Raw genomic sequence first — 17,070 nt, forward strand, 5'->3', positions numbered from 1 at the left:
GACGCCCGTGGACGCGGTGGCGATGGATTCGAGCGGAACCCGCAACCAGTCGGGCCGGTTACGCGCCTCGTACAGCACCTCGTAGACGGCCTTGTCGAACTCGAAGGCGCGTAGCACGGTCAGGTGCTTCTCCGTGTCGGCGCCGCCGCCGTCGGCGTAGCCCCGGCAGAACGCCTCGCGGTTGCGTCGCGCCCAGTCGCGTGCGGCCCGGGCCAGTTCGGGATCATCGGGGTGCCCCACCAACAGGTAGCCGGCCGCGTAGTCGAAGGAGCGCAGCATCCCCGCCACGTCGCGCAGAGGGCTGGACAACCTTTGGCGTTCGCGCACCGGGACGGTCGGTTCCCCCTCGAAGTCCAGCAACACCCACCCGGACTCGGGGCGGATGACCTGCCCCAGGTGATAGTCGCCGTGGATGCGCTGTATGGGCAGGGGCTCGTCCAATCGGGCGAAGTCGGCGTAGGCCTCCATCACCCGGGGAGCGTGCTCGGTCAATTCCGGGACCTGGGCCCCCGCCATCGCCAGGCGCTCCACCATGGCATCGGCCAGTTCGGCCGCCGAATCGGGTGAGATCACGTCCGTGGGAAGAGCCCGGGCCAACGAGCTGTGCACCTGGGCGGTGGTGTGCCCCAACCGGGCCGCCTCCTGGGAGAAGTCGGCGTCCTCTCCTTTCAGTAGCCGGCGCACGTTCTCGGTGGCCAGTACCCAGCCGTCGGTGGCGTTGGGGACGAAGGTCTGCAACAACGCCAACGTGGTGGGTGTGGTGTGTCCGGACAGGTCCGCTTCGATCCATCCGCACGGGCGCGCCACGTACGGTGAGCCCGACAGCGCCATGTTCAATTCGAGGTCCGGGTTCCGCCCGGGCCAGAGCCTGCGAAAGGTCTTGAGGACGTAGTTCTGCCCGTAGACCAACGAGGTGTTGGACTGTTCACCGGTCAGGAGTCGGCCGGATCCGCAACTTTGGATCCGGGCCCCGGGAAGTGTTCGGAACCGCACCCGTCCCCGTCGGCCGCCGTCCTCCGCAGAGGTGAAGCGTTCCAACAGCAATGCGGTGAGTTGGGGATCGTGCGCGGCGTCGTACACCACCCTGGGCCGGTCACCGACCACCTGGCACACGCCGATCGCCGCGCTGGCCAGGTGAGGTGGCAGGGATCGGGACGGCCGCGAACCGAGCAGTACCTGGTAGCGCGAATTGGTGCCGCGTTGTCCCGCCTGGACCACGAGCACGTTCAGGTCGGGGCCGCCGGGACCGGCCGAGACCAGGGTGTACCTGCTCTCGATCCGGACCCGCCGGATCGGGATCCCCTTGCCGGAGAACCATCGTTGTCGGGGTAGCCAGACCGCAAGGAGTTCTTCTAGCTGCGACATATCTAAAGAGGCCTGGTTCCCTTCCCGCCATCTTCATGGCCCTGGCTCTGGCTCCGGTGGATGCTCGTGGCGTGGTGGCCGGTGTCGAAGGTGGCCGGCACGCTCAGCCCCGCGGAGGGAAGGCCGTACGAGGGCACGCCTCCACGCCCTTGGGCGGGGTCCTCGGTGGGAGGGTCGGGTGGTAGCTGGAACCAGTAGAAGCCGTGGCCGGGAAGGGTGAGCAGGTAGGGCAGTTCACCGATCTCCGGGAATCGGACACCGCCCACGCACTCCACGGGGCTGACACCGATGTGACGGGACAGGTCCAACTCCACGGGTTGTGGATACCTGGACAGGTTGTTGACGCAGAGCATCCGGTCATCCCCGTGTTCTCGCAGGAACGCCAGCACACTCGGGTTGGTGGCGTTCAACTCGGTGAATTCCCCGGTGCCGAACACGGGGTGCCGCTTGCGGATCTGGATCATCCGGCGGGTCCAGTTCAACAAGGATCCGGGGTTCGCCCGCTGGGACTCCACGTTGAGCGCCTGGTAGCCGTAGACCGGGTCCATGATCAGTGGCAGGTACAGCCGCGCGGGGTCGCTCTGGGAGAAACCGGCGTTGCGGTCGGAGCTCCATTGCATGGGGGTGCGCACGGCGTCCCGGTCACCCAACCAGATGTTGTCGCCCATGCCGATCTCGTCGCCGTAGTACAGCACCGGGGATCCCGGCAAGGAGAGCAGGAGAGCGGTGAAGAGCTCGATCTGGTTCCGGTCGTTGTCCAGCAGCGGTGCCAGGCGCCGCCGAATCCCCACGTTCGCGCGCATGCGGGGCTCTTTGGCGTACTCGGCGTACATGTAGTCGCGCTCCTCGTCGGTGACCATTTCCAGGGTCAGCTCGTCGTGGTTGCGCAGGAAGATCGCCCACTGACAGTTGCGGGGGATCGATGGGGTCTGGGCGAGGATCTCCGAGATCGGGAAACGCTGCTCCTGCCGCACCGCCATGAACATGCGCGGCATCAGCGGGAAGTGGAAGTTCATGTGGCACTCGTCACCGCCGGACTCGTAGTCGCCGAAGTAGTCGACCACGTCCGAGGGCCACTGGTTGGCCTCGCTCAACAACACCCGGTCCGGGTAGAGACGGTCCACCTCGGAACGGACCCTTTTGAGGAACTCGTGCGTCTCCTTGAGGTTCTCGCAGTTGGTGCCCTCCCGCTCGTACAGGTAGGGCACCGCGTCCAGGCGGAACCCGTCGATACCCAGGTCCAGCCAGTAGCGCAGTACCTCCAGGATCGCCTCCTGGACCGCGGGGTTCTCGAAGTTCAGGTCCGGCTGATGGGAGAAGAAGCGGTGCCAGTAGTACTGGCCGCGTACCTCGTCGTAGGTCCAGTTGGAGGTCTCGGTGTCGACGAAGATGACGCGGGCCTCGTCGTAGCGGTCGTCGGTGTCCGACCACACGTAGAAGTCACCGTAGGGACCGTTCGGGTCCTGGCGGGAAGCCTGGAACCAGGGGTGCTGGTCGCTGGTGTGGTTCATCACCAGGTCGGTGATGACACGGATACCGCGCCGGTGTGCTTCGTCGAGGAGCTCCACGAAGTCGGCGGTGTTGCCGAACTCGGGAAGGATCTTGAAGTAGTCCGAGATGTCGTATCCGCCATCGCGCAGCGGGGACTCGTACATCGGTAGCAACCAGAGGCAGTCGATCCCGAGCCACTGAAGGTAGTCGAGTTTGCGCACCAGACCGGCGAGGTCGCCGGTGCCGTCGCCGTTGGAGTCGAAGAAACCCCGGGCGAGTACCTCGTAGAAGACCGCGTGTTTGTACCAGTAGGGATCACCGGCACCGCCTGAGGACATGAGCGGGCCGGTGGCGGCCCCGGTGGCCGGCGCGAGCGGACCGTGTTCGGCGTGTTCGTGTGCACCGGGCCCGTGCTCGTGGTTGCTCATCTACTGCTCCCCACCAAAATGTTCGACATCGGATCAACGGGCGTATCGGGGCTCGGGGCGATGCTCATCGCCTCGGCACCCCGGCCCTCATCTGCCGTTGACGGTGAACACGTGCGCGGGCCCGGTCGCCGGGTCGAGCCGGACGTAGTTGTCGGCTCGCCAGGTGTAGGAACGGCCGGTCAGCTCATCGGTCACCTTGAGGTCCTCCTCCCATATGTGGCCGATCGACGGCAGGTCGAGGTGCACCGTCGCCTCCCGGGCGTGGTGCGGGTCGAGGTTGACGACGACGATCACGACGTCGTCGGGTCCCCCCGGGGGGCCGGGGCGGTGTTTGGAGAAGCAGATGAGTTCCGGCCGGTCCACGTGGTGGAACCGCAGGTTGCGCAGTTCCCGCAGGGCCGGGTGGGCTCGACGCAGCTCGTTGAGGCGGGTGATGAGCGGGGCGATGGTCGCGCCGGAGGCGTCGGCGGCGGCCCAGTCGCGAGGGCGGTACTCGTACTTCTCCGAGTGCAGGTACTCCTCGCTGCCGGGGGCGGCGGGGACGTTCTCGCACAGTTCGAAACCCGAGTAGATCCCCCAGGTGGGTGAGAGCGTCGCGGCCAGGACCGCGCGCGCCTCGAAGGCCGGGCGACCACCGTGTTGGAGGTAGGCGTTGAGGATGTCGGGAGTATTGGCGAAGAAGTTGGGGCGCAGGTAGTGAGCGGTCTTTCGACTGAGCTCGACGAGGTGGTCGGTGAGCTCGTCCTTGCCGTTGCGCCAGGTGAAGTAGGTGTAGGACTGGTGGAAACCGATCTTGGCCAGGGTGCGCATCATCGCGGGGCGGGTGAAGGCCTCGGCGAGGAAGAGCACGTCGGGGTCGGTCTTGGCGACGTCGGCCAACAGCCGCTCCCAGAAGGCGACCGGCTTGGTATGCGGGTTGTCCACGCGGAAGATCCGCACTCCATGATCCATCCAGTGCCGTACCACCCGCAGGATCTCGGTGTACAGACCCTCGAAGTCGTTGTCGAAGCACAGCGGGTAGATGTCCTGGTACTTCTTGGGCGGGTTCTCGGCGTAGGCGATGGAGCCGTCGGCGCGTGTGGTGAACCATTCCGGGTGCTCGGTCACCCAAGGGTGGTCCGGGGAGCACTGCAAGGCCAGGTCCAGGGCGATCTCCAGGCCGTGGTCGGCGGCCTCGGCGACGAAGGCGTCGAAGTCGGCGAGGGTACCCAGGTCCGGATGGACGGCGTCGTGGCCTCCCTCGGCCGACCCGATGGCCCACACCGAACCGGGATCGCCCGGTTCCGCGTGCAGTGTGTTGTTCCGGCCCTTGCGGTGGGCGACGCCGACCGGGTGGATCGGTGGCAGGTACACCACGTCGAAGCCCATGTCGGCGATGGCGGGCAGACGCTTGGCCGCGGTGCTGAAGGTGCCGGAGCGCTCCTGCCCGGGGACGGTGTCGACCTGGGCGCCCTCCGAACGGGGGAAGAACTCGTACCAGGAACCGAACAGGGCGCGTTCGCGGTGGACGACGACCTTGGTGCGCTTGGACCTGGTGACGAGGTCGCGAATGGGGTTCTGCTCCATGGCGGAGAGGACCTCGTCGGTGATGGCCGCCCCGAAACGATCCATCGGAGCCAAGCCGGTGCCGCGCAGGGTCTTGGCCGCCCTGGTCAGGGCCGGGTCGCGGGGCACACGGCGTCCGGCCTTGGCGAGCAGCCGGGCGCCCTCCTCCAGGACGAGCTCGGTGTCCGTGCCCAGGGGCAGTTTCACCCGGGCGACGTGGAGCCAGGTGGTGAAGGGATCGGTCCAGGATTCGATGGAAAAGGACCATTCGCCTTCGGAGGGCAGGCTGATCTCGGCCTCGTAACGGTCGGTTCCGGGAGCTTTCTCCCGCATGGGGACGAGGGCGTGACGTCGTCCCTTCGGGGAATGGACGACGACGCCTGCGGCGAGGGAGTCATGTCCTTCGCGGATCACGGTCGCCTCGACCGGAAACCGTTCTCCGGGAACGGATTTCACCGGTCCGAGGTCGTTGTGTGGAGAGATGTCGAGGATGGGCAGGCGTCCGATCACTGGCTACACCGTAATTGTTGTGGTTCGGGCGATATGGGGCAGCACAAGTCGACTCTCTTGCAGAAATAACCGGAAATTAATCCAATGCAAGACGGAGTTGACGAAGTGCTGGATCGGGGCCCGTCCGGATTACGGCTTCGGTGCCCCCGCTGTCTATCGTCTGCCCACCGGCTGGTTTTGGCGCAGTGTCGGGGCCGGTTAATTTGTGTGATCCTAGTCACATTTTCTTGTGGGTGGTAAGTCTGGTATTCAGTGGATTTGGTGGGTGCATACCTCTCAAATCAGTCATTAGGTCACTGTGGGTCCGAGGGTCTCTGTAGTCGTTTCCTGCTGCCTCTTCATGAAAAAACCGGAATTTCATCCCCCATGTTGTCGATGCTTCCGGGGTGGGTAGGGATGCACGAATGCACGTCGGCTGAATGGAGTCGTATTCCGGACATCCCCTTGTGTCCGATGTGTGCCTTGGGGCTCTCCCGTCACGGATTCAGGCGAAGTGACTTTCGTGTCGGAGTTCTGTCGCTTGATTCTTCTTGATGTCGAGATGAAAGGTGGGAGTTTTCTGGTGAGGTGCCCAATCTGGGTCTTCTCAGGGTGATCTGCCGGCTTTGCCAGGTATTGAGGAAGGTTTTCGCCGACACGCCGGATTTGGCGGAGTTTTCTGGGAGGGGCCCTGCAAGTGTGGTCGAGGTAGTGCCCAACGCCGCTCGATGGGTGGGCGGCACCTGGCCGTAGGGGGCGACGTGACGGAGTCCAGCCGAGGTGGTCGGTTCGGGGACAGAGCCCGAGCCTTGGTCAAGAGCGCGACCGTGAAGTTGGAGGGGTACGCCGCCAAGGGCAGGCGCGAGTCGGTCCTGCGCTTGTCCGGACTCGGTGTGATCGCCGGGCTGTTGACCGCCGCCCTGCTCATGCCCTGGGCCGGAACCACCGGCTTGGTGGTCAGGGACGTGGCGGCGAACTTCATGGCCATGCCCGCGAACCTGGAGGTTCCACCCCTGTCGTCACGTGTCCTACTCACCGATGACGAAGGGGAGCCCTTCGGTGAGGTGGCCCAGCGCGAACGCGAGAACCTCTCACTCGACGAGATGGGCCCGTGGATGCCCGAGGCCATGATGGCGATCGAGGACGACCGTTTCTACGAACACAGCGGACTCGACCTGCGCGGTGTCCTCCGGGCCGCTCTGCGCACCGCCCAGGGCGACATGCAGGGTGGTTCCACCATTACCCAGCAGTACGTCAAGAACCTGCTCATCGAGACCGCCGAAACCAAGGAAGAGGTCGAGGAGGCCAACGCCAGAACCCTCAGCCGCAAGCTCAGCGAACTGCGCTACGCCATCGACATCGAGGAGAGGTACACCAAGGACGAGATCCTCGAGGGTTATCTCAACCTGTCCTACTTCGGAGCGGGCGCGCACGGTGTCGAGATCGCCGCCCAGCGGTACTTCTCCATCCCCGCAGCCGAACTGGACCCGGGACAGGCCGCCCTTTTGGCCGGCTTGGTCCGTGCCCCCTCGCTCTACGACCCGATCAACCATCCGGAGAACGCCAAGGAACGCCGTGACCTGGTGCTGGATCGGATGGTGGCCACAGAGGTGCTCACCGAGGAGGAGGGTGCCCGGTACAAATCCCAAGACCTGGACATCGACCCCACCCCGCGCGGTGGCAGCTGCTCGGAGAGTGAGTACCCGTTCTTCTGTGACTACGTGATGCGCTGGCTGGCCGAGTCCGAGCTGTTGGGTGAGACCGCCGCCGAACGCGAGCAACGCATCACCCAAGGCGGGATCACCGTCCGCACCACTTTGGACCGAAACGCGCAGGACTCGGCCCAAGCCGCCATCGACAAGAGGGTCCCGCACGAGGACTCCACCAAGTTCTCCGCCCAGGCCCTGGTCGAACCCGGTACCGGACGGGTCCGTGGCCTGGCCCAGAACCTGCGTTACGGCTTCGATGACGAACAGGTCGGCAGCACGTCGATCAACCTGTCCGTGGACAAGGCCGACGGTGGCTCCAGCGGCTTCCAGGCCGGTTCGACGTTCAAGACCTTCACCCTGGCCGCCGCCCTCGACAAGGGCCTGGGGTACGGCACCAGCTTCGACTCGCCCAAGACCATGTCGATCAGCGGCATGTCCAACTGTGATGGCGGCACGATGTCCTCGTGGAACGTGCGCAACGCCGGTGAGAGCGATGAGGGCGGCCACAACATGATCAGCGCGACCAAGGGTTCGGTGAACACCTACTTCGCTCAGCTTCAGAAGCGGGCGGGCTTGTGTGCCACCGCCCAGATGGCCGAGAAGGCCGGAGTGCGTCGCGCGGACGGCGGTGAACTCGGGGTGTGGAGCTCTTTCACCCTCGGCGACCAAGAGGTGTCCCCGCTGAACGTGGCCAACTCCTACGCGACTTTCGCCGCACGGGGTGAGCGCTGCGAACCGCGTCCGGTCCATTCGATCACCGACGAGACGACAGGGGAGGAGCGCACCGCCGAGTCCGACTGTGAACAAGTGGTGAAGGAGGAGGTCGCCGACGGCGTCAACCACCTGCTCCAGCAGACCTTCAAGGGTGGTACCGCGAACGGTCTGGACATCGGCCGGCCGGCCGCCGGCAAGACCGGTACCACCGACGGCGCGGCCTACGCCTGGTTCGCCGGGCACACCCCGAACCTCGCCTCGGCCGTGGTCGTGGGTGACGTGCGCGGCGGTGAACAGAACCCACTACAGGGCGTGACCATCGGCGATCGTTACTACGGCATCGTCTACGGAGGCACCCTGCCCGGCCCGATCTGGCAGGAGACCATGCGGGGCGCCACCGCCGACCTTCCCAGTGAGGGCTTCGCGCGTTCACCGCGCGCCTTCGGCGACCCGGACGCCGAGCCCGAGAGCGGTGACGACGACAGCGACGCCTGAGGACCTCCTCCACGGGGCCCGCCGAGGGTGATGGTGGGGGCGGCGAGGGGGAGGAACGGGGACCCGAAACGAACAGGGACGAAAGAGGCCGTGGGGTGGGAACATCCCACGGCCTTACTTGTTGGCGCATAATGGAGGCGAACCGACAGGGGAGCGCGAGAGCGCTGAGAGTGCGGTAACGGGCCGCAGACCCTTACACACCTGATCCGGGTCATGCCGGCGAAGGAAGTCGTGGGAATCCGTCACCACCGTGCCCTCGAGCGCGCGTGACGCTCTCGGCCGCACTCCCTCGTCACCTCGACGAAGGGACTTTCGATGGGTACCGGGACCGAGCCCGCAAGGGTCGGCGTGGGCCGTGAGCTTCTCGACGGGCTCAAGGGGTGGCGCACGGTGGACATCGTGGTGGCCGCCGTGGTCGGCGCCGCGGTGGGTGTGGTCTTCTGGCTCTGGGGCATCGCCTGGGAGGTCACGGGGCCACTGTTCGTGCTCTTCCCGCCGGCCCAGGCCATCCTCTACGGAGTCTGGCTGCTTCCGGGCGTCCTGGGCGGGTTGATCATCCGTCGGCCCGGCGCGGCCTTGCTCACCTCCATCGCCGCGGCCTCGGTCTCGGCGCTGTTGGGCTCCAAGTGGGGCATCACCGTGGTCCTGGAAGGCGCCATGCAGGGCATGCTTCCCGAACTGGTCTTCCTGCTCTTCCTCTACCGCCGCTGGGGCATGGGCGTGGCGGTCCTGGCCGGGATGGCCGCCGGGATCTCCCCGGCCCTGCGGGACGCCATCGTCTACTACGCCGCCTGGCCCTTGTCCCACCAACTCGTCTACGGTGCCCTGGTCCTGGTCAGCGGTGCGTTGATCGCCGGGGTGGGTGGTCGCCTGCTCACCACGTCCCTGGCCAGGTCCGGTGCGCTGGCCCCCTTCCCTTCGGCCAAGGGCTGACCCGTGGTCGAGGGGAACGCCCGCGGTGCGCGTGTGGAACTCTCCGGCTGGGGATGGAGGCACGCGGGCCGCGCCGCCCACGCTCTGCGCGGAGTCGACCTGGTCATCGAACCAGGAGAACGGGTCCTGCTGCTGGGCGCGTCCGGCGCGGGCAAGTCCACCCTGTTGCACTCCCTGGCCGGACTCACCGGTGCCGACAGCGCCATCGGCGGTGACCAAGAGGGCCTGCTCCGGATCGATGGTGAACCCGCTTGTCGAGGGCGAGGCGGTGTGGGGTTGGTGGGTCAGGACCCGCAGACCCAACTGGTGATGGCGCGTGCCGGCGATGACGTGGCGTTCGGGTTGGAGAACCTGGGAGTGGCGCGGGAGGAGATCTGGCCTCGGGTGGAACGCGCCCTGAACGAGGTCGGTTTTCCCTACGGGCTCCGGCACTCCACCGGGGCCCTGTCCGGCGGCGAGAAGCAGCGTCTGGCCATCGCGGGGGCGCTGGCCATGCGACCGCGTCTGCTTCTGTTGGACGAACCCACCGCCAACCTCGATCCGGCCGGAGCCGCGCTGGTGCGCGACCTGCTGGCCCGTCTGCTCGCCCAGACCGAGACCACCCTCGTCCTGGTCGAACATCGGGTCGCCGAAGTCGTGGACCTGGTGAACCGGGTGGTGGTGGTCGAACCCGGCGGTGGGGTGGTCGCCGACGGAACACCGACGAAGGTGTTCGCCGAACACGGCCGATCCCTGGCCGCGCGGGGGGTGTGGGTGCCCGGAGAGGAACCCGCACCGGAGCTGCCCCCGGCGCCCGGGGGGACCTCTCTGTTGGCGGCCGAGGACGTGCTGGCGCGCACCCCGTTCCAGTTGGGTGTGCACGCCACCGGAGCCGCGCGCACCGTTCTCGAACACGTGGACCTGAGCGTGCCCGCCGGTACCGCCACCGCGCTGACCGGTCCCAACGGCGCGGGCAAGTCCACCCTCCTCACCCTGTTGGCCGGCCTCGCCAGGCCACATCGGGGACGGGTGGTGCCGTGCGGGCCCCTGGCCAAGATCGATCGACGGCCGATGTTCCGTTGGCCGGCCCGGCGTCTGGCCCGGCACGTGGGTACCGTCTTCCAGTACGCGGAGGATCAGTTCGTGACCGCCAACGTTCGGGACGAACTCCGTTTCGCCCCCTTGCGCGCCGGTTTGGGGGAGGCTGAAACAGAAGGTCGGGTGGACGAACTCATGGAACGCCTGCGCCTGACCCCTCTGGCCGACGTGCACCCCTACACGCTTTCCGGTGGAGAGAAACGCCGACTGTCGGTGGCCACCGCGCTCAGTTCCGGCCCCGGGCACGCCCCCGACGTCCTGGCTCTGGACGAGCCCACCTTCGGACAGGACACCCGTACCTGGACCGAACTGGTGGAGTTGCTGGCGGACCTGCGTACCCAGGGACGGGCGATCACCATGGCCACCCACGATCCACTGCTCCTGCGCCATCTGACGGACGTACGCGTGCACGTGGCCGACGGGCGCGCCGTGGCCGAAGCCTCGAGCGGGGAGGACGTGTGAGTGACGGCCCGCTCACCCTGGACCGGCCGCGAACCGGTTCCGGATACCGGCTCACCGGGCTGAACCCCGCGGCCAAACTGATCGCCGCGCTGGTACTCGGCATCGGACTGATCCCGGCCGTGGACGTGGTCACCGGCGGGATCGTGCTCGTCGCCGTGCTGTTGTGCGTACCCTTCAGCGGGGTGGACCGCCGTACCCTGCTGCTCCTGGCCGGCCCCTTCCTGCTCATGGGTCTGAGCAGTGCCGCGGTCAACCACCTCTATGGTGACCAAGGGCTGGAGGGCGCCATCGGGGTGGCGGTGCGCCTGTTGGCCATCGCCCTTCCGGGCCTCCTCGCCGCCATCACCAGTGATCCCACCGACATGGCCGACGGGCTCGTCCAAAGACTCAAGGTACCCGAGCGCCCGGCCATGGGCGTGCTCGCGGCGCTGCGCCTCATCCCGCTGCTGGCCGATCAGTGGCGCACCATCACCCTGGCCCGCCGGGCCCGAGGGTTGGATTCCGGCTACAACCCACTGAACGTGGTCCGCCTGTTCTTCGGGCGGCTGTTCGCACTGCTGGTGCGTTCCATCCGGATCGGCACCCTGCTGGCCACGGCGATGGACGCGCGGGCCTTCGGAACCGGGCCGCGAAGCCACGCCAGGGTCAGTCGCTGGCGTACAGCCGACACCCTTCTTCTCGTGGGCACCGTCCTGCTCCTGGTCATCGCCTACGCGACCTCGGCCGGGCTGGGGACCCTGGTGCTGCTCTTCGCCTGACCGGGGTGGTTAGGTGGCAACCGACATCGAAGCCGAACTGAAGAGGTGGACAACGTGGGCGAATTCGTTCGCGTGGAGGCCGACCCGGAGAACCCCGCGGTGGCTGTCATCCGGATCGACCGACCCAAGGCGCTGAACGCACTGAACGGGCAGGTCACCAAGGAGATCGCCGAAGCGGCCGCCCAGGTCTCGACCGATGCCCGGGCGCGCGCCGTCGTGCTCTACGGAGGTGAGCGCGCCTTCGTGGCGGGGGCCGACATCAAGGAGATGGCCGACCTCACCCACGCTCAGATGCTGGAGTACTCGCGCGCCCTGCAGAACGCGTTGACCGCCGTGGCCCGTATCCCCAAGCCCGTGGTCGCGGCGATCAGCGGCTTCGCTCTGGGCGGCGGCTGTGAACTGGCGCTGTGCGCCGACTTCCGGGTCGCGGGAACCAAGGCCAGGCTCGGCCAGCCCGAGGTCCAACTGGGCGTGATCCCGGGCGCCGGGGGCACCCAGCGTCTGCCGCGACTGATCGGTCCGGCCAAGGCCAAGGATCTGGTCTTCAGCGGCCGTCACGTAAAGGCCGAGGAGGCCAAGGAGATCGGTCTGGTGGACGAGGTCGTGGCCGACGAGGAGGTCTACTCCGCCGCCGTCGCGATGGTCGCCGGGTACGCCCACGGACCCGCCGTCGCGCTCGCGGCCGCGAAGGAGGCCATCGATCGGGGGCTGGAGACCGACCTCGACACCGGACTGGAGATCGAACGCCTCCACTTCTCCGGTCTCTTCGCCACCGAGGACCAGAAGACGGGCATGCGCAGCTTCATCGAGCAGGGGCCGGGCAAGGCGACCTTCAGCGGCCGCTGATCCTTTCCCTGGCGAAAGACGTCATCACGCCCGGGGGCGGGTAGTGTCGGAACGTTCGTGCCGACACCACCCGCCCACGTTCGCCGTGAAAGCGATCTTCAGGTCACGTTCGTTGGCTGTCCGTGCCCCGAGGTGAAGCGACCGGATCCGGCCAAACGGGACGAGGGTCGAGGAACCGCCCGCGCCGATTTTCCGTCATACTCGTCATGGTCGTCCCACGGCGGACGGTCCGTCGGGCAGCTTCTCGGACCGTATCGCGTCCGTCTCTCCCGGCGACCGACAGACCACACGGGCCTCGTTCTCGGGGCCGCACAAGCCAATGGTGACCCATCCCCCGGCCGATAAGCTGGACACGGTGGTATGCGGTCTTTTGAGGGGATGAGTTCTCGATGGCAATGTCGGCAGGTTTCCCCACGGGTGAGGAGCTGCCGGAGCGCATCGGCCACTACGTGATCCGCCGTCGCATCGGCTCCGGTGGCATGGGCGTGGTGTACCAGGCCGAGGACCCCCGGACCGATCAGTTCGTCGCGGTGAAAGTCCTCAAACCGGAGGTCGCCGGCGACCACATCGCACGTGCCCGGCTCGCCCGGGAGGTCGAGACGATGCGTCGCGTGCAGAGTCCCAACGTGGCCGAGGTCATCGACGCGGACACCCAGGCCGAACTGCCCTGGGTGGTCACCGAGTACATTCCCGGCCCGACCCTGGACGCCACGGTCACCGACCACGGTCCCCTGCGCGGTCGCGCTCTGACCCGTTTCGTCACCGGTATGGCCCGGGCGATCAAGGACATCCACGCGGTGGACGTGATCCACCGCGACCTCAAGCCCGGCAACGTGATCATCTCCAACGGGGAGCCGATCGTCATCGACTTCGGTATCGCGCACGCGGTCGACGGGGCCAAGTTGACCCAGACCGGAACGTTCGTCGGTACCCCCAGCTACCTTTCCCCGGAGGTCATCGAGGGCACCGACCTGGGCCCGGCCACCGACGTGCACGCCTGGGGTGGCACCGTGGCCTTCGCCTCGACCGGACGTCCGCCCTACGGCGCGGGTTCGTTCGAGGTGATCTTCTTCCGGATCCTCAACGGCGAGATCGACATGGACGGGATGCACGAGGCGCTGCGTCCCCTGGTCGACCGAGCGGTCTCCAGGGACATGCGCGCGCGTCCCACCGCCGCCGAACTGGTCGCCGAGACCAGCCGTCTCAACCTCGACCTGCCGTGGACCGAACCACGGAGTGGAACGGCGAACCAGACCGGTGGCCACACCGTGCAACACCCCACTCCGGGGTCCTTGGACACGGGTGGTCGCGGTGGCATGGGCGGTGCGGCCCTGGGAGGCGCCGCCGCCGGCGCCGCGGGTTACCTGTTGGGCAAGAGCGCCAGCCAGGGCTGGGGGCCCTCGCACACCCGCAGCGTCTCCACCCCGACCGATAGCGCCTGGGGCAGCCCTTCCTCGCCGCAGACCGCCCACCACGCCCACTCCGCCGGTCGGGTCGGCGACGACGGGGCGAGGAACGATCCGAGCGGTGGGCGAAGGGCCGACGACGTCGATGACGTGGCCACCAACGACCTGAGCGGTGGCCGTACGCAGACCTCCTACTCCCACTCCGGGGGCTGGAACTCCGACGAGGGGGCCACGGACGACCTGGCCGACGCGCGGGGCACCGACCGGATCAGCCCGGCCTCCCCGCAGGACCCGCAGGGGACCCAGCGCATCCAGCCCGAGCAGAACGAGCTCCAGGGGACCCAACGGATCGATCCCGGGGACTCGGCCCGGCGAGAGGACCCGCAGGGCACCATGATGATGGGGCAGGCCGAGATGGCTCGGCCACAGGACGCGGAGGGCGCGCCGCAGACCCGCTTCTTCAACTCGCCGTTGGACCCCAAAGCGTTCGAGGACATCCTGACCCCCGTCGGACGGCCCGACCGGCGCGAACACACCCAGGAATTCGACGAGGACGACTATCCCGAGCGCGCAGGTCTGCTGGATCGCTTCCGACGAGGCGGCGGTGACCGCCTCGGCGACTACTTCCGTGGGGACCGGGTCGGGGACGACTACGGCGACGAAGAAGACGAGTACTACGACGAGAGCTGGCGGATGCACCCATTGGTGCTGATCCCGATCATGTTCTCCCTGGCCGGTGTGGCCCTGTGGTTCCCGTGGTTCGGTATCTTCCTGGGGGTCCTCGTCATCGCGGGCCTGGGTGCGTTGGACGTGGTCAAGGCCGAGCACGCCCGACGCCTGCAGACGCGGGGACGGCGCAGTTCCGACGGCATGATGGTGGTGCTCAGTTTCCCTTGGGCCTTCGGCCGGATGGCGTTGCGAACGGTCGGGTTCGGTCTGGTCTATCTACTGGCGGGCATCCTGGTCGGGTTGGTCTACGCCACGGTGATGGACACGGGCAACGACGGGGCCAACTACACGGGTGCCTTCGCGGTGTTCGTGATGATCCTGCTCAGCTACATCATGCCGAGTGGGCGTGAGGCCCGACACCAGGCGGTCTGGCTGGTGGAACGGGTTCGCTTCTACAACCTGTACCTGTACATCGGTGTGATCGTCGGCGTCATCCTGCTGACCATGTTGATCCTGTCGATCGGTCTGGGTTCGGCTCCGATCTGGACGCTGGGCCCGCTCACCGGTCCCGCCGACTGGTTCGGGTAGTCGAGGATGAGGCGTCCACGGGCACCGTGGGACGGATCACTAAAGTAGAGGAGCCCGGGGCCATTGTCCCTGGTGGCCACGGCTGTCACCATGACTGGACGGTGTTCGGTGAGGGTTACCTAAGTTACAGGGGTTGGCCTACAAACTACTAGCCAGTAACATCTGCTGTATGGGCAGCATGGCGGGCCGTTGTGGACGTGAACACCGGACCCGCCGTCGGATGGCCGAACGGCATTCGGCATTGTTGGCAGTAACGGGGCGCGCCAGCGCCCACCCGCCAGACGGCGGCTATGGGAGTGCAGGGAGGTCGGCCACCGGCCATGAATATTGTCGTTTTGGTCAAGCAGGTCCCGGACACGGCGACCGAACGGAAGCTCAACGCCGATGACAAGACGCTCGATCGCGCAGCGTCCGACGGCGTCATCAACGAGCTCGATGAGTACGCCATCGAGGAGGCGCTCCTCCTCAAGGAGAAGCACGGCGGCGAGGTCACCATCTTGACGATGGGACCGGATCAGGCCACGGACTCGATCCGCAAGGCCCTGTCCATGGGCGCCGACAAGGCCGTCTTCGTCAACGACGAGGCGCTTCACGGATCCGACGCGCTCCAGACCGCCTACGCGCTCGCGCAGGCCCTGGGCACCATCGAGTTCGACGTGGTCGTGCTCGGCTCGGAGTCCACCGACGCCCGTACCGGTGTCGTAGGTGCCGCACTCGCCGAGTACCTCGGCCTGCCCCAGCTCACGCTGGCCGGCAAGGTCGACATCGACGGCGGCGCCATCAAGATCCAGCGTCAGACCGACTACGGCCACGACGTGGTCGAGGCTCAGCTCCCGGCGGTCGTCTCCGTCGTCGAGAAGATCAACGAGCCCCGCTACCCGTCCTTCAAGCTGATCATGCAGGCGAAGAAGAAGCCGGTCGACAAGAAGTCCGCGGCCGACGCGGGCATCGACACCGGCAAGGTCGGTCTGGCCAACGCCACCACCGAGACCGTCGACTTCGCCGCCGCGCCGCCGCGCGCCGCGGGCACGATCGTCAAGGACGAGGGCGAAGGCGGCATCAAGGCCGCCGACTTCCTCGCCGAGAAGAAGTTCGTGTAGGCGAGAGACTCAGGGAAGGTTCAAGGATTATGGCTGAGGTCCTCGTCCTCGTCGACCACGTCGACGGACAGGTCAAGAAGGTCACCACCGAGCTGCTCACCGCCGCTCGCCGCATCGGCGAGCCCGCCGCGGTCTGGGTAGGCGACGGTGTGGAGTCGGGCAAGGCCACCCTGGCCGAGTTCGGCGCCGAGAAGGTCTATGTGGCTCCGGCCGAGGTGAACGACTACGTCGTCGCCCCCAAGGCCGAGCTGCTCGCCAAGCTCGCCCAGGACAAGGGTGCCGCCGGCATCCTGGTTTCGGCCACCGGTGAGAACAAGGAGGTCGCCGGCCGCACCGCCGTGAAGCTGGGCTCCGGTGTGCTCACCGACGTCGTCGACGTCAACGCCGAGCTGGTCGCCGAGCACAGCATCTTCGGTGGCGCCACCGTCACCCACGCCCGCGTCAGGACCGGTGTGCCGGTCATCGCGGTCCGCCCGAACTCCGTCGTTCCGGAGGCCGCCGCCGGCGCCGCCGCGGAGGAGGCCGTGTCGGTCGACATCTCCGACGCCGCCAAGTCCGCCAAGGTCGTCGAGCGCGTCGTCGAGGCCAAGGGTGAGCGCCCCGAGCTGTCCGAGGCCGCCATCGTGGTCTCCGGGGGCCGTGGTGTGGGCTCCGACGACTTCAGCGTCGTCGAGAACCTCGCGGACTCCCTCGGTGCCGCGGTCGGTGCCTCCCGCGCCGTCGTCGACTCCGGCTGGTACCCGAACCAGTTCCAGGTCGGCCAGACCGGTAAGACGGTCAGCCCGAACCTGTACGTCGCTCTGGGTATCTCTGGCGCGATCCAGCACCGGGCCGGTATGCAGACCTCGAAGAACATCGTCGCGGTCAACAAGGACCCCGAGGCTCCGATCTTCGAGCTCGCCGACTTCGGTGTCGTGGGTGACCTTCACACGGTCGCCCCGCAGCTCACCGAGGAGATCAACAAGCGCAAGTAGTCCACACGCTTGTCCACCGAT

At 67.2% G+C, this 17,070-nt stretch carries 11 protein-coding genes and 1 riboswitch; of the genes, 8 read left to right on the forward strand and 3 right to left on the reverse strand.

Annotated elements, in window-relative coordinates:
• The 3 genes from D472_RS0115780 to D472_RS0115790 form a co-directional block, all read right to left on the reverse strand.
• A partial coding sequence (locus D472_RS0115780) for a maltokinase N-terminal cap-like domain-containing protein (protein ID WP_017605444.1) occupies nucleotides 1-1,365 on the reverse strand: 1,365 nt, incomplete at its 3' end.
• 2 nt (nucleotides 1,366-1,367) lie between these two features.
• A complete protein-coding gene (gene treS / locus D472_RS0115785; RefSeq protein WP_017605445.1) occupies nucleotides 1,368-3,284 on the reverse strand; it encodes a maltose alpha-D-glucosyltransferase in 1,917 nt (638 codons plus the stop codon).
• An 87-nt stretch (nucleotides 3,285-3,371) separates the two neighbouring features.
• Complete coding sequence (locus D472_RS0115790; RefSeq protein WP_017605446.1) at nucleotides 3,372-5,339, reverse strand: alpha-1,4-glucan--maltose-1-phosphate maltosyltransferase; 1,968 nt, start codon at nucleotides 5,337-5,339, stop codon at nucleotides 3,372-3,374.
• A gap of 707 nt (nucleotides 5,340-6,046) precedes the next feature.
• Here D472_RS0115790 and D472_RS0115795 point away from each other — a divergent pair.
• From D472_RS0115795 to D472_RS0115830, 8 genes are all read left to right on the forward strand, one after another.
• The gene (locus D472_RS0115795; protein ID WP_017605447.1) at nucleotides 6,047-8,236 is read left to right on the forward strand and encodes a transglycosylase domain-containing protein; all 2,190 of its coding nucleotides are present in this window, start codon (nucleotides 6,047-6,049) and stop codon (nucleotides 8,234-8,236) included.
• 137 nt (nucleotides 8,237-8,373) lie between these two features.
• A riboswitch (TPP riboswitch) is annotated at nucleotides 8,374-8,481 on the forward strand.
• Nucleotides 8,482-8,551: 70 nt separating this feature from the next.
• Nucleotides 8,552-9,169 carry an ECF transporter S component gene (locus D472_RS0115800; RefSeq protein ID WP_017605448.1) on the forward strand — a complete coding sequence of 206 codons (618 nt, stop codon included), beginning with the start codon at nucleotides 8,552-8,554 and terminating at the stop codon, nucleotides 9,167-9,169.
• A gap of 3 nt (nucleotides 9,170-9,172) precedes the next feature.
• Complete coding sequence (locus D472_RS0115805) at nucleotides 9,173-10,708, forward strand: ABC transporter ATP-binding protein (RefSeq protein WP_017605449.1); 1,536 nt, start codon at nucleotides 9,173-9,175, stop codon at nucleotides 10,706-10,708.
• Nucleotides 10,705-11,466 carry an energy-coupling factor transporter transmembrane component T family protein gene (locus D472_RS0115810; RefSeq protein ID WP_017605450.1) on the forward strand — a complete coding sequence of 254 codons (762 nt, stop codon included), beginning with the start codon at nucleotides 10,705-10,707 and terminating at the stop codon, nucleotides 11,464-11,466. Before D472_RS0115805 ends, D472_RS0115810 begins: the two co-directional genes overlap by 4 nt.
• Before the next feature lie 45 nt (nucleotides 11,467-11,511).
• A complete protein-coding gene (locus tag D472_RS0115815) occupies nucleotides 11,512-12,312 on the forward strand; it encodes an enoyl-CoA hydratase/isomerase family protein (protein WP_017605451.1) in 801 nt (266 codons plus the stop codon).
• A gap of 389 nt (nucleotides 12,313-12,701) precedes the next feature.
• Nucleotides 12,702-14,975 carry a protein kinase domain-containing protein gene (locus D472_RS25685; RefSeq protein WP_239642984.1) on the forward strand — a complete coding sequence of 758 codons (2,274 nt, stop codon included), beginning with the start codon at nucleotides 12,702-12,704 and terminating at the stop codon, nucleotides 14,973-14,975.
• 320 nt (nucleotides 14,976-15,295) lie between these two features.
• Nucleotides 15,296-16,075 (forward strand): electron transfer flavoprotein subunit beta/FixA family protein, encoded by a 780-nt coding sequence (locus D472_RS0115825; protein WP_193373474.1) that lies wholly within the window; start codon nucleotides 15,296-15,298, stop codon nucleotides 16,073-16,075.
• A 29-nt stretch (nucleotides 16,076-16,104) separates the two neighbouring features.
• On the forward strand, nucleotides 16,105-17,049 hold the full coding sequence (locus tag D472_RS0115830) for an electron transfer flavoprotein subunit alpha/FixB family protein (RefSeq protein ID WP_017605453.1): 945 nt from the start codon (nucleotides 16,105-16,107) through the stop codon (nucleotides 17,047-17,049).
• The last annotated feature ends 21 nt before the right edge of the window (nucleotides 17,050-17,070 follow it).

Origin of the sequence: Nocardiopsis alkaliphila YIM 80379, from assembly GCF_000341005.1 — a bacterium.
GTDB classification, from domain to species: Bacteria; Actinomycetota; Actinomycetes; order Streptosporangiales; family Streptosporangiaceae; genus Nocardiopsis; species Nocardiopsis alkaliphila.

What these genes read in the sequence shown, in the direction of transcription:
- treS (WP_017605445.1), bottom strand. Translation starts at nt 3,284, where the DNA reads ATGAGCAACCACGAGCACGGGCCCGGTGCACACGAACACGCCGAACAC.
- D472_RS0115795 (WP_017605447.1), top strand. Translation starts at nt 6,047, where the DNA reads ATGGGTGGGCGGCACCTGGCCGTAGGGGGCGACGTGACGGAGTCCAGC.
- D472_RS0115800 (WP_017605448.1), top strand. Translation starts at nt 8,552, where the DNA reads ATGGGTACCGGGACCGAGCCCGCAAGGGTCGGCGTGGGCCGTGAGCTT.
- D472_RS25685 (WP_239642984.1), top strand. Translation starts at nt 12,702, where the DNA reads ATGGCAATGTCGGCAGGTTTCCCCACGGGTGAGGAGCTGCCGGAGCGC.
- D472_RS0115825 (WP_193373474.1), top strand. Translation starts at nt 15,296, where the DNA reads ATGAATATTGTCGTTTTGGTCAAGCAGGTCCCGGACACGGCGACCGAA.
- D472_RS0115830 (WP_017605453.1), top strand. Translation starts at nt 16,105, where the DNA reads ATGGCTGAGGTCCTCGTCCTCGTCGACCACGTCGACGGACAGGTCAAG.